We start from the raw sequence: 12,092 nt of genomic DNA on the forward strand, positions 1-12,092 counted from the left end.
AGTTTCCCACATATCGGATGGGTTCGGAGCCCCGATTGTTAGCCAAAATTAATGTCGGCAGGCATCGGTATCCGAGATAGAATTTGACGAACCGGCGGCATGGCAACCCCTGTGCCGGACCGGGCCAACCAACGGGAATTCGACCATGTCGGACCTAGACCGCAATTACGCTTCTCCTTTCGGCAGGGCCGCCGGGCGTGTTGACGCCGCGACGGTCGACGCCGGACTGCGCGCCTACATGCTGCGCATCTACAACTACATGAGCATCGGCCTCGCCATCACCGGCCTTGCCGCGCTCGGTGTCTACATGGCCGCCGTGACCGATGTTCCGACCCCGGAAGCGGTTCGCGTCGGCAAGCTGTTCCTGACGCCGTTCGGCTACGCGATGTTCGTGAGCCCGCTGAAATATCTGTTCATGCTGGCGCCGCTCGCCATGGTGTTCGTGATCTCCGCGGGCATCAACCGTCTGGCCCCCTCGACCGCCCAGATCCTGTTCTGGGTGTTCTCGGCGCTGATGGGAGTCTCGCTGTCGACCATCTTCCTGGTCTACACGCATGACTCGATCGTGCGGGTGTTCTTCATCACGGCGGCGACCTTCGGCGCACTGAGCCTCTACGGCTACACCACCAAGCGTGACATGAGCGGCATGGGCTCGTTCCTGTTCATGGGCCTGATCGGCATCATCATCGCGAGCCTGGTGAACCTGTTCCTGGCCAGCTCGGCGCTCCAGTTCATCGTCTCGGTCGTCGGCGTGCTGGTGTTCGCCGGCCTCACCGCCTGGGACACCCAGCGGCTGAAGAACGAGTACATCTACGGCTACGCCTCGGCCGGCGGCGACATCGCCGAACGTGCGGCCATCACCGGCGCGCTGTCGCTGTACTTGAACTTCATCAACCTGTTCACGCTGCTGCTGCAGCTGCTCGGCCAGCGCGACTAAGCGCCAGGCAAGAGCGAACGGACACGAGCCCCGGCCGAAAGGCCGGGGTTTTTGTTTGGCTGGATGTCGCAATACCCACCGCCGTCATCGCCCGCGAAGGCGGGCGATCCAGTACTCCGTGACGCCTGTGACTGAATCGAGGGGCCGCGGCGTACTGGATGCCCCGCCTACGCGGGGCATGACACCGAAGAAAGTGGATCGATTGACGGAGGAAAGGGAAGCAGTGTTGCCCCTTCCAGCCGCGGCCAGGACGCACTAATCTCCTCCTTCATGTCCGCACCCGAAATCAGGCCCACCATCGAGGCCGACCTTCCCGCCATCACCGCCATCTACCAGCAGGCCGTCCGCGAGGGCACCGCGACGTTCGAGCTGGATCCGCCTGACCTCGCCGAAATGACGCGCCGCTATCGCGTCCTGGTCGACGGCGGCTATCCCTATTTCGTCGCTCTGATCGACGGCAGCGTCGCGGGCTACGCCTATGCCGGCGCCTACCGGCCGCGTCCGGCCTATCGCTTCACGGTCGAGAACTCGATCTATCTCGATCCCGCCTTCCACCGCCGCGGCATCGGCTCGATGCTGCTGCAGCGGCTGATCAGCGAATGCGAGGCGCGCGGCTTCCGCCAGATGATCGCCGTGATCGGCGATTCCGCCAATGCCGGCTCGATCGGCGTGCATACCAGAGGCGGCTTCAAGATGATCGGCACGCATCCCAATGTCGGCCTGAAATTCGGCCGCTGGCTGGATACGGTGATGATGCAGCGGGATCTCGGTGAAGGCGCGAAGACGGTGCCGGGGAAGTAGGTCTCGTAGGAAGAAAGGTCTCGTAGGGTGGGCAAAGCGAAGCGTGCCCACGGTCTGTGACGATGGAGAAAGGTCGTGGGCACGGCGCTTTGCGCCTTTGCCCACCCTACGGCACCGGGGGCTACACCACCGCCAGCTTCCGATCGATCACCAGCAGCACGCGCTCGAGTTCGTGGCCGCGGCGCAGGATCAGGCCGGTCGCCGAGATCACGCTGTACATGCCCTGCTTGCGCGCGAGCCGCGGATCTTTCTCGATCCGGTAGATCGGCACTTCGGAGGCGCGGCGAAAGACCGAGAACACCGCGCGGTCTTTCAGGAAATCGATGGCATAATCGCGCCACTCGCCGTCGGCGACCATGCGGCCATAGAGATTGAGAATTCGGTGCAGCTCGAGCCGGTTGAACGTCACCCGGCCGGGTTGGGCATTCGCAGCGGCGGGGCGCGCCACTGCGCGCTGCTCGCTCGGATCGGCATCCTCCGACGTCAAGCTCATGGGGCGCCTCCTCATCGCGTCAGCATGAACCGCCTCCGCGAAGACCGTCCCCGGAACCGCGGATCATGACATCTGCATGATTGCGCCAACTGTTCCCGCCCGCAAGGGGCTCCTTGAAGGGCCGCCGAAGGACCGGGCCGACCTCGCCAAGGGCCAGTTCATCATGACACACGCAGCGGTGGAACTTCTCAGCGGCAGACCGTCACGGCATCGTTAGCAGGAATCACAGGATCGCCGCTTTTCCGCCCACCGCCCGCCGTCCTGCGTTGCGAAAAGGATGGTGTGCGTTGACCCGGTCCTTTCGGTTCCGGATTCCTCAGCCCCCAGCCCCCCGGGGTCGAACAGGATCGGGTCTGTACGCGCGACAAGGAGGGCCAACGCAAGTTGGTCCTTTTTTGTTGGTGGCGGGATGTTCCACTCATGTCGTTCCGGGGCGCGCCACTTGGCGCGAACCCGGAATCCATTGGGCGACAGCACGCGCGGTGAAATGGATTGCTGGTTCGCGCTTCGCGCGCCCCGGAATGACGAGAGACAGATTGTCGTGAGAGAATTCGGCGCGCGCTTCAATGCAGCGACGTGTACGCCGCGCCCAGCATCGGGCCGGGCCTCTCGCGGCTGCCGTCCTGGACGTAGACCACCGCACCATCGACGCCATCGCGCGACGTCAAATTTTCGATCGGCACGGTCCAGCTTTCCGGATGTCCGTGCCAGTCGCCGACCTTCAGTAAATTGCGCACGACGTTATGATAGGTGATCTGCTGTCCGCGGTTCTCGCCGCGACTGATCTCGATCGGCACCGATTTCACGATCGAGCAGATCCAGACCTCGCCATGCGAGACCGTCGGCTCGTTGCTCGCGGCAACCGACACATTGATCTGCTTGCCCGCGAGCGACATGGTCACCGGCACGCTCATGATGCCCATGCCAGCGTCGGTCTTGCCGATCGCGCTTTCGATGCCGGCGCGGTCGCTGCCGATGACATGCGCGGCGCCGTTGACCACGACCTGCGGCGTGTAGACCTCGCGGTCACCACGCATACGCGAATAGGCGCGCTGCCGCGCCGAGAAACGTGAATCCGCCAGCGTATCCTTCCAGCCGAGATAATCCCAATAATCGATCGGCATGCTCAACGCGATGATCGAGGGGTCCTTGGCGAGATCGCCGATGACCTTGTCGGCAGGCGGGCACGAGGAGCAGCCCTGCGAGGTGAAGAGCTCGACCACGGCGCGGGGATCGGCATGGGCGGGGCGGATGACGGCGACGATGGCGCAGATGCCGAGTGCTCCTGACCAGAATGCTCCGGACCATCGCGAAACGAAATTAGAAACCATCATGCCAGTCATGTTGAAAGTCACACAGGTCACTCGTTGGGGGAAGATCTTATCGACTGATGGTCACCGTAGTCTTACGGGCGCGGTACATTCAACTATCCAGGGCAGGATTTTGCGGGACGAACCCATCCGAAACATACCGCAAAACGTACGAAGGCGGCCTTTTGATAGGCCGCCTTGGTTTAACCTTCTACTCACGTCGCGGTGAGCCACCGTTCACAAATTCGCGCTTAAGCCGCGAGTTTGCGCAGCACATAGTGCAGAATGCCGCCGTTCCGGTAGTAATCGAGCTCATCCAGCGTATCGATGCGGCAGAGCAGCGAAACGCGCTGCAGCGAACCGTCGCCCGAGACGATCTCCGCGGTCAGCTTCTGGCGCGGCTTGAGGTCGCCGACCAGGCCACGCAGCGTGACCTTCTCGTCGCCCTTCAGGCCAAGCGACGACCACGAGGTGCCTTCCTCGAAGGTCAGCGGCAGCACGCCCATGCCGACCAGGTTGGAGCGATGGATGCGCTCGAAGCTCTGGCAGATCACGGCGCGAACGCCGAGCAGGCGCGTGCCCTTCGCAGCCCAGTCGCGCGAGGAGCCGTTGCCGTACTCGGCGCCGGCGAACACGACGAGCGGCACCTGCTCCTGCTGGTATTTCATCGCGGCGTCGTAGATCGACATCTGCTCGCCGTCGGGCCAGTGCTTGGTCAGACCGCCTTCGGGGATGTTTCCATCGGCGCCCTTCAGCATGAAGTTCTTGATGCGGATGTTGGCGAAGGTGCCGCGCATCATCACTTCATGATTGCCGCGGCGCGTGCCGTACTGGTTGAAGTCGGCCGGACGCACCTGGTGCTCGCTGAGATATTTGCCCGCAGGCGAGGTGAGCTTGATCGAACCGGCCGGCGAGATGTGGTCGGTGGTGATCTTGTCGCCGAACATGGCGAGGATGCGCGCCTCGACGATGTCGGTGACCGGCTCCGGCTCCTTCTTCATGCCTTCGAAATAAGGCGGATTCTGCACATAGGTCGACGACATGTTCCAGCGATAGGTCTCGCTCTCGACCGTCTTGATCTTGCGCCAGTTGGCGTCGCCCTTGAACACGTCGGCATACTTCTTCTTGAAGATCGTCGAGGTCACGAACTTCTTCATGAAGGCGTTGATCTCCTTCGTCGTCGGCCAGATGTCCTTCAGGTACACCGGCTTGCCGTCCTTGCCTTCGCCGATCGGCTCGACGGCGAGGTTCTTGGTGACGCTGCCGGCGAGCGCGTGGGCAACCACCAGCGGCGGCGAGGCCAGATAGTTCGCCTGCACATCCGGCGAGACGCGGCCTTCAAAATTGCGGTTACCTGACAGCACGGCCGCGGCGACGATGCCGTTGTCGTTGATCGACTTCGAGATCTCCTCCGGCAGCGGACCGGAATTGCCGATGCAGGTGGTGCAGCCGAAGCCGACCAGGTTGAAGCCGACCTTGTCGAGATCCTTCTGCAGACCGGAATCGGCGAGATAGCCGGCGACCACCTGGCTGCCCGGAGCCAGCGAGGTCTTCACCCACGGCTTGGCCTTCAGGCCCTTCGCGGCCGCGTTACGGGCCAAGAGGCCGGCGCCGATCAGCACGCTCGGGTTCGAGGTATTGGTGCAGGAGGTGATGGCCGCGATGACGACGTCGCCATGGCCGATCTCGAAGTCCTTGCCCTCGACGGGGAAGCGCTTCGTGGGCTCCTCGGCCTTCTTGTACTCGGTGCCGAGCGCGAGCGAAAAACCTTCGGCGACCGACGGCAGCGCGATGCGGCCTTCGGGACGCTTCGGACCGGCCATCGACGGGACGACGTCGGCGAGATCGAGCGTCAGCGTCTCCGTGAACACGGGATCGGCCGACTTGGCGGTGCGGAACAGGCCTTGCGCCTTGGCATAGGCCTGCACCAGCGCAACGCGCGGCGCGGCACGGCCCGAGGTCTTGAGGTAGTCGATTGCAGCGGCGTCGACGGGGAAGAAGCCGCAGGTCGCGCCATATTCAGGCGCCATGTTGGCGATGGTCGCCTTGTCGGCTACGGAGAGGTTGTCGAGGCCGGGGCCGAAGAACTCGACGAACTTGCCGACCACGCCGAGCTTGCGCAGCATCTGCGTGACCGTCAGCACGAGATCGGTCGCGGTGACGCCTTCCTTCAGCGCGCCCTTCAGCTTGAAGCCGACGACGTTGGGCAGCAGCATCGACAGCGGCTGGCCGAGCATGCAGGCTTCCGCCTCGATGCCGCCGACGCCCCAGCCGAGCACGGCCAGACCATTGACCATGGTGGTGTGCGAGTCGGTGCCGACCAGCGAGTCAGGATAGGCAACCTCGAAAGTGCCGGTCTTCTTGCCGACCGTCATCTTCTCCTTCTTGGTCCAGACCGTCTGGGAGAGATATTCGAGATTGACCTGGTGGCAGATGCCGGTGCCGGGCGGCACGACCGAGAAATTCGAGAACGCCTTCTGGCCCCACTTCAGGAACTCGTAGCGCTCCTGGTTCTGCTTGTATTCTTCCGTGACATTCTTGGCGAAAGCCTTGTTGTCGCCGAAGAAGTTCACGATCACGGAGTGGTCGATGACGAGATCGACGGGGACCAGCGGGTTGATCTTCTCAGGCTCGCCGCCGAGCTTCTGCATCGCGTTGCGCATGGCGGCGAGGTCGACCACGGCCGGAACGCCGGTGAAATCCTGCATCAGCACGCGGGCCGGGCGGAACGCGATCTCATGCTCCAGCGACTTCTTGCGCAGCCATTTCGAGACGGCGACGATGTCTTCCTTCTTGACCGAGCGGCCGTCTTCGTTGCGGAGCAGGTTCTCGAGCAGGACCTTCATCGAATAAGGAAGTTTCGAAATTCCCTTCAGACCATTCTTCTCGGCCGTGGGCAGGCTGTAATAGACATAGGTCTTGGCGCCGACCTTGAGGGTCTTTTTGCATTTGAAGCTGTCGAGCGAGGTCATGTAGGAAATCCCAATTGTTAGACATACCCGGCAGGGTATTTTAACACCGTCAGCGTAGCAGGCTGGGTCGCTTGCAGGGGCAGGTTAAGTTGCTGCATCAAGTAGTTCCGGGCTTATAGAAGTTTTCTAACCGCGCCGCCACAGCCACAACAGTACCGAGCAAGCCGCGAGCCAAAAATTCTGATGCGCTACCCCAAGATTTCCTGAGGCCCGGCTGTGAACGGGTTGGTCCCAGTCAAGATGCAGCTGGCCGGACGCGGCGTGACTTGCGTGCGCGGCGGCCGCGAGGTGTTTTCCGGGCTCGATTTCGAGGCCGTTGCCGGCGAGGCCATGGCCGTGGTCGGCCGTAACGGATCGGGCAAGACCTCGCTGCTGCGGCTGATCGCGGGCCTGCTCATTCCGGCCGGTGGCAGGATCGTACTGGACGGTGGCGATACCGAGCTGACATTGCCGGAGCAATGCCACTATCTCGGCCATCGAGATGCGCTCAAGCCGGCGCTCAGCGTGGCGGAAAATCTGTCATTTTGGGCCGATTTCCTGGGCGGCGAACGCTGCGAGGCGGCTGAAAGCCTCGCCACCGTCGGTCTCGATCATGCCGCTCATCTTCCCGCGGGCTTCTTGTCGGCGGGACAGCGCCGCCGCCTCTCGCTGGCCCGGCTGCTGACGGTCCGCCGCCCGGTCTGGCTGCTGGACGAGCCGACCAATGCACTGGACATCGCAGGACAGGACATGTTCGGCAGCCTGATGCGGGAGCATCTGGCGCGCGGCGGGATGATCATCGCGGCGACCCATGGACCGCTGGGGATTGAATCGCGGGAGCTAAGAATCGGGGGTGCGGCGTGAGGTGGCCTGACCCTCAGCTTTTCGAAGGGCTGGCCACCGGCCTCTCCGTTCCCTCCCCCCTTGTGGGGGAGGGTCAGGGAGGGGGGCGCCACACGGGGACTCTCTCGGTCGACCGACGTTCTTCTCTGGTCTCAAGTGCACCATTTCCTGGGCTACCCCTCTCCCCCACCCTCCCCCACAAGGGGGGAGGGAGCGCAGCGTGCGCGGGGAGCGGGGCGGGCTCTCTTGGCCGACTCGCCGCCGGAAGCCTCCCATGACCGCCCTCGCCGCCCTGATCCGCCGGGACATCCGCATCGCGGTCCGCGTTGGCGGCGGGGCATTGATTGGCGTGCTGTTCTTCCTGACCGTCGTCGTCCTGATGCCGTTCGCGGTCGGGCCGGACCTGGCGCTGCTGTCGCGGCTGGGGCCAGCCATCCTGTGGCTCGGGGCGCTGCTGGCCAGCCTGCTCACGCTCGACCGGCTGTTCATGGCCGACCATGAGGACGGATCGCTCGACCTGATCACGATGAGCCGGACGCCGCTGGAACTGGCATGCGCCGCCAAGGCGCTGGCGCATTGGCTGGCCGCCGGCCTGCCGCTGATTGTTGCAACCCCCGTGCTCGGGCTGCTGCTCAACCTGGACATGGTCGCCACGGCTGCGGTGGCGCTGACGCTGCTGGCGGGCACCCCCGCCCTGACCTTCACCGGCATGATCGGCGCGGCGCTGGCGGTGACGCTGCATCGGGGCGGGCTGTTGATGGCCGTGCTGGTGCTGCCGCTGTCGATTCCCGTGCTGATCTTCGGCGTTGCCGCCTCGCAGGCCGCGATCACGGGACCGCTGTCGTTCGGCGCGCCGTTCTCGATCCTCTGCGCGCTGTCGCTGGTCAGCCTCGTGATCGGCCCGTTCGCGGCGGCGGCGAGCCTGAAACATGGACTGGATTGAAACGAGCTCGGTTGCCTTGACCCCGATCAACTTTCGCTGCGCGCTTTCATGCTGATTGCGTGAGCAGTCCCGGGTGCTTTATCAGGATACAATGTCGCTGATCGACCTCGCCAACCCCACCAGGTTCCTCGCGCTCTCGGCGCGGGTGCTGCCGTGGCTCGCGGCCGCGACCATCGTCCTGCTCGCGATCGGCCTCTATCAATCCGCATACGCCCCCGACGATTATCAGCAGGGTGCGACCGTGAAGATCATGTTCATCCACGTGCCCAATGCGTGGCTGTCGATGTTCGTCTGGGGCGTGATGAGCGTCGCTTCGCTCGGCACGCTGGTGTGGCGGCATCCGCTTGCCGATGTCGCGGCGAAAGCCGCGGCACCGATCGGCGCCAGCTTCACCTTCCTGGCGCTGCTCACCGGCTCGCTGTGGGGCCGGCCGATGTGGGGCACCTATTGGGAGTGGGATGCGCGGCTGACTTCGGTGCTGATCCTGTTCCTGATGTATCTCGGGCTGATGGCGCTGTGGCGCGCGGTGGAAGATCCCTCGCGCGCGGCGCGCGCTGCCGCCGTGCTGACGCTGGTCGGCGCGCTCAATCTTCCGATCATCAAATTCTCGGTCGACTGGTGGAATACGCTGCACCAGCCGGCTTCGGTGATGCGCATGGGCGGCTCGACGCTCGACAAGGCGTTCCTGATTCCGCTCCTGGTGATGGCCGTCGCATTCACGTTGCTGTTCGTCACGCTGCACCTTGCCGCGATGCGCAATGAGATTTTGCGCCGGCGCGTGCGCTCCCTGCAGATGATGCAGGCGAGCCGCGTAGCGTTTTCGAGCGAAGCGGGTACCGGTTCGCGTGAAGAAAACGTGTCAAAAGGCGCCGCGTGACGATGTCGCTCGGTCCTTACGCGCCCTTCATTGTGACATCCTACGCGGCAGCGGCCCTCGTGGTCGCGCTCCTGATCGGCTGGGTCATCATCGATTATCGCAATCAGACGGAGCGGCTGCGCCAGCTCGAGCGCAGCGGGGTCACGCGCCGCTCGGGCCGCAGCGCAGTGGATGCACCATGAGCGATCAAACGACGTCCGCACCTCCACAGCGCCGCACCTTCCTGATGGTGCTGCCGCTGCTCGCCTTCGTCGGACTTGCGGTGCTGTTCTGGTTCCGGCTCGGCAGCGGTGATCCCTCGCGAATTCCCTCCGCGCTGATCGGCCACCCCGCACCGCAGACCACGCTGCCGCCGCTGGAAGGATTGCAGGCCGACAATGTGCAGGTGCCGGGCTTCGATCCCTCCGCATTCAAGGGCAAGGTCAGCCTCGTCAATGTCTGGGCGTCCTGGTGTGTGCCCTGTCATGATGAAGCGCCGCTCTTGAGCGAACTTGCCAAGGACAAGCGCTTCCAGCTCGTCGGCATCAACTACAAGGATACGCCGGAGAACGCCCGCCGTTTCCTCGGCCGCTACGGCAATCCGTTCGGCCGCGTCGGCGTCGACGCCAATGGCCGTGCCTCGATAGAGTGGGGCGTCTATGGCGTGCCGGAGACTTTTGTCGTCGGCCCTGAAGGCACCATCGTCTACAAGCTGGTCGGCCCGATCACGCCGGACAATCTCAAAGCCGTGCTCTTGCCGCAACTCGACAAGGCGCTCAAAGCCGGAAGCTGACGATCTCGCCGATGAGCTCTCCGCGGGCTACGCTCACGGAATCATCGCGACCATTGATCCGTGTGGCCTGCAAGCAGCCCGGCCACGACATCCCAGCCCTTCTCGAACATATGGCCGACCTTGTGACCGAGGGAATGGTCCGGTCGCAACCGCGGCGATTCCAGAATATGCGTCAGGTGGCGGTGATCGACCGGAATGGTGCTGATCTCGGCATCGACGGCGGCCTGGACGGTCCTCATCAGATCATCCAGATGCTGCGCCCAGACGGATCCTTTGAGCTCGATCTCGGTCCTCAGCGCCGCCTCGATCCGGTAGATCTCGGCAACGATCTCCCTGGCGCGTACCGGGCGGTTGTTCCTGAGCGCAAACAGCAGGAGGAGATGCTTCTCCTCGATCTGATCGAGCACCATTGAAACCGCAACCGCGAAGGGCGACGCTGCGATCCGCGCTGCGGTCCGGTCACTGGCCGGAGCGGTCGCGACGGACAGCAGCTCCCAAGGGGTTTCCAGACGTCTTGCGAGGATCGTGAGCGCGAACGGCACGGCATCGACACGCTTCGCCTTGAGCGCGGCCAAAAGGCCAAGGACCTTGTCAAGGCTGGCGCCCTCGAGCCGCGCAATCTTCGGCGCGAGCGCCCGGCCAAAGTCCGCGAGCTCCCGCTGCATGTCGAGGTAGCGCAGCATCTTCTTGAGGTCGTCGAAGGTCGCATGCGCACTGGTATAGGCCATCAGCCCATCGCGAATGCTGGCAGCCCCCTCGGCCGAACCAAGCAGGCCGTTGAGGGAGATCAGGACCTTCTTCTGGAACGCCTGGGCCATCTGCCGCGCCTCGTGCTGCTTGTCGGCCGAGATGACATCCGTCGCTTTGGCGATGTAGTCCGCGGCCATGCTGCGCAGCAATTGCTCCGTCACGAGGCTCCAGATCGGCGCGAGCGATCCGCGGGCGATCTGGCCGCTATTGGCCCGCTCCGGCGCCCGGTCGACCAGAACCGGCTCGAGCGGCTCGAAGAAGAAGCGCGAGGGATTTCCGACCCGATAATGATTCTGGCCCGTGTTGCGAAACTCGGCACGCAGCGCCGCGATCAATGGCTCGGAATGCGGAATGTCTTCGCCGAGGGAATGTAGCCGCTCCAGCTCGGCAAGCAGGCGGCGCCGGACCTGCGGAGCGAGTTGCCGAAGGTACTGGATCAGGTGTTCAGCGGTGTGGTCCTGTTTTGCGCTCACCACCGGGCCCTCCGGCGTGCCACCATTTCTTGTGAGAAAAGGCTACTGCCTTCGGCCCTTCAGGCAAGGCAAGGCGCTGAATAATTTCAGGTTGCAGTTACAGAGCAATGAAGGAACCGGCCGCAACCGCCGCCCGATCCGGTGCGCGCGCGTGCACAGGCTCGGCTACCGTTAGCAGGCGGGAACCGGGCCGGCGCTAGCCCTTCCTGATATCCCCCGCTTCGGCCTCGCTGGTCTCCAGCGACACCGGCTCGATTCCATAGCGCTTGGTCAGGGGCATCTGGGCGATGGCGAAGATCATCGTGATGGGCGTGACACCGAACACCTTGAAGTTCACCCAGAAGTCCGTGCTCTGGGTGCGCCAGACGATCTCGTTCAAGACCGCCATGCCGGCGAAGAACAGCGCCCAGCGCAGCGTGAGGATGCGCCAGCCCTGCGGGGTCAGATTGAACATCTGATCGAACATCACCGCGATGAAGGAGCGGCCGAACAACAGGCCGCCGCCGAGGATCGCGGCGAACAGGCCATAGATGATGGTCGGCTTGAGCTTGATGAAGGTCTCGTCGTGCAGCACCAGGGTCAGCGTGCCGAACACCAGCACGATCACACCGGTCACGATCGCCATGATCGGAATGTGCCGCGTCACCACATAGGAGGCGGCCATCGCCGCCACGATCGCGACCATGAAGGCGCCGGTTGCGGCGAACAGATTGAACTTCGCATTGACGAAGAAGAACACGAGCAGCGGACCGAGCTCGGTCGCCAGCTTGAACAGCGGATGCGGCTGGGTCTTGTCCATTCCTTGACCTTTGTTGTTGTCATCACCCGCCCTGTGCGCAATTGCGCACTGGGGCGGGGGATCCGGTATTCCAGAGGCAGCTCGGCTTGAACCGAGAAGCCGCGGCGTACTGGATGCCCCGCCTTCGCGGGGCATGACAAGAA

At 63.8% G+C, this 12,092-nt stretch carries 12 protein-coding genes; 7 read left to right on the top strand and 5 right to left on the bottom strand.

Annotated features, from left to right (window positions below; all coding sequences use genetic code 11):
- Positions 1-145 precede the first annotated feature (145 nt).
- Positions 146-937, top strand: a complete 792-nt coding sequence (locus tag HYH07_RS24925) for a Bax inhibitor-1/YccA family protein (protein WP_057740728.1) — start codon at positions 146-148, stop codon at positions 935-937.
- A gap of 270 nt (positions 938-1,207) precedes the next feature.
- Entirely contained in the window at positions 1,208-1,738 is a 531-nt protein-coding gene (locus HYH07_RS24930; RefSeq protein ID WP_220004980.1) for a GNAT family N-acetyltransferase, read from the top strand.
- 121 nt (positions 1,739-1,859) lie between these two features.
- Here the strand turns inward: HYH07_RS24930 and HYH07_RS24935 are convergent, their stop codons facing one another.
- The 3 genes from HYH07_RS24935 to acnA all read right to left on the bottom strand — a co-directional run bounded on the left by HYH07_RS24935 (position 1,860) and on the right by acnA (position 6,513).
- A complete protein-coding gene (locus HYH07_RS24935; RefSeq protein WP_057740723.1) occupies positions 1,860-2,231 on the bottom strand; it encodes a DUF2794 domain-containing protein in 372 nt (123 codons plus the stop codon).
- 563 nt (positions 2,232-2,794) lie between these two features.
- Entirely contained in the window at positions 2,795-3,574 is a 780-nt protein-coding gene (locus HYH07_RS24940; RefSeq protein ID WP_220004981.1) for a thioredoxin family protein, read from the bottom strand.
- A gap of 218 nt (positions 3,575-3,792) precedes the next feature.
- Positions 3,793-6,513, bottom strand: coding sequence for an aconitate hydratase AcnA (gene acnA / locus HYH07_RS24945; RefSeq protein WP_220004982.1), 2,721 nt, complete (start codon positions 6,511-6,513; stop codon positions 3,793-3,795).
- Between the two features lie 240 nt (positions 6,514-6,753).
- Between acnA and ccmA the strand changes: the two genes are divergently transcribed.
- The 5 genes from ccmA (at position 6,754) to HYH07_RS24970 (ending at position 9,927) form a co-directional block, all read left to right on the top strand.
- Entirely contained in the window at positions 6,754-7,356 is a 603-nt protein-coding gene (gene ccmA / locus HYH07_RS24950) for a heme ABC exporter ATP-binding protein CcmA (protein ID WP_220005041.1), read from the top strand.
- A 253-nt stretch (positions 7,357-7,609) separates the two neighbouring features.
- Positions 7,610-8,278 (top strand): heme exporter protein CcmB, encoded by a 669-nt coding sequence (gene ccmB, locus HYH07_RS24955; protein WP_220004983.1) that lies wholly within the window; start codon positions 7,610-7,612, stop codon positions 8,276-8,278.
- Positions 8,279-8,369: 91 nt separating this feature from the next.
- Positions 8,370-9,155, top strand: coding sequence for a heme ABC transporter permease (locus HYH07_RS24960; RefSeq protein ID WP_220004984.1), 786 nt, complete (start codon positions 8,370-8,372; stop codon positions 9,153-9,155).
- Positions 9,152-9,337 carry a heme exporter protein CcmD gene (ccmD, locus tag HYH07_RS24965; protein WP_409363913.1) on the top strand — a complete coding sequence of 62 codons (186 nt, stop codon included), beginning with the start codon at positions 9,152-9,154 and terminating at the stop codon, positions 9,335-9,337. The genes HYH07_RS24960 and ccmD overlap by 4 nt, the downstream gene beginning before the upstream one ends.
- On the top strand, positions 9,334-9,927 hold the full coding sequence (locus tag HYH07_RS24970; protein ID WP_220004985.1) for a DsbE family thiol:disulfide interchange protein: 594 nt from the start codon (positions 9,334-9,336) through the stop codon (positions 9,925-9,927). Before ccmD ends, HYH07_RS24970 begins: the two co-directional genes overlap by 4 nt.
- Before the next feature lie 41 nt (positions 9,928-9,968).
- Here the strand turns inward: HYH07_RS24970 and HYH07_RS24975 are convergent, their stop codons facing one another.
- Positions 9,969-11,150, bottom strand: coding sequence for a hypothetical protein (locus tag HYH07_RS24975; RefSeq protein ID WP_220004986.1), 1,182 nt, complete (start codon positions 11,148-11,150; stop codon positions 9,969-9,971).
- A gap of 196 nt (positions 11,151-11,346) precedes the next feature.
- Complete coding sequence (locus HYH07_RS24980; protein ID WP_220004987.1) at positions 11,347-11,949, bottom strand: septation protein A; 603 nt, start codon at positions 11,947-11,949, stop codon at positions 11,347-11,349.
- Positions 11,950-12,092 lie beyond the last annotated feature (143 nt).

This window comes from Bradyrhizobium sp. BR 10261 (assembly GCF_019455395.1).
GTDB lineage: Bacteria > Pseudomonadota > Alphaproteobacteria > Rhizobiales > Xanthobacteraceae > Bradyrhizobium > Bradyrhizobium manausense.

What these genes read in the sequence shown, in the direction of transcription:
- HYH07_RS24960 (WP_220004984.1), top strand. Translation starts at nt 8,370, where the DNA reads ATGTCGCTGATCGACCTCGCCAACCCCACCAGGTTCCTCGCGCTCTCG.
- ccmB (WP_220004983.1), top strand. Translation starts at nt 7,610, where the DNA reads ATGACCGCCCTCGCCGCCCTGATCCGCCGGGACATCCGCATCGCGGTC.
- HYH07_RS24980 (WP_220004987.1), bottom strand. Translation starts at nt 11,949, where the DNA reads ATGGACAAGACCCAGCCGCATCCGCTGTTCAAGCTGGCGACCGAGCTC.
- ccmA (WP_220005041.1), top strand. Translation starts at nt 6,754, where the DNA reads ATGCAGCTGGCCGGACGCGGCGTGACTTGCGTGCGCGGCGGCCGCGAG.
- HYH07_RS24970 (WP_220004985.1), top strand. Translation starts at nt 9,334, where the DNA reads ATGAGCGATCAAACGACGTCCGCACCTCCACAGCGCCGCACCTTCCTG.
- HYH07_RS24930 (WP_220004980.1), top strand. Translation starts at nt 1,208, where the DNA reads ATGTCCGCACCCGAAATCAGGCCCACCATCGAGGCCGACCTTCCCGCC.
- HYH07_RS24925 (WP_057740728.1), top strand. Translation starts at nt 146, where the DNA reads ATGTCGGACCTAGACCGCAATTACGCTTCTCCTTTCGGCAGGGCCGCC.
- HYH07_RS24935 (WP_057740723.1), bottom strand. Translation starts at nt 2,231, where the DNA reads ATGAGCTTGACGTCGGAGGATGCCGATCCGAGCGAGCAGCGCGCAGTG.
- acnA (WP_220004982.1), bottom strand. Translation starts at nt 6,513, where the DNA reads ATGACCTCGCTCGACAGCTTCAAATGCAAAAAGACCCTCAAGGTCGGC.
- HYH07_RS24940 (WP_220004981.1), bottom strand. Translation starts at nt 3,574, where the DNA reads ATGACTGGCATGATGGTTTCTAATTTCGTTTCGCGATGGTCCGGAGCA.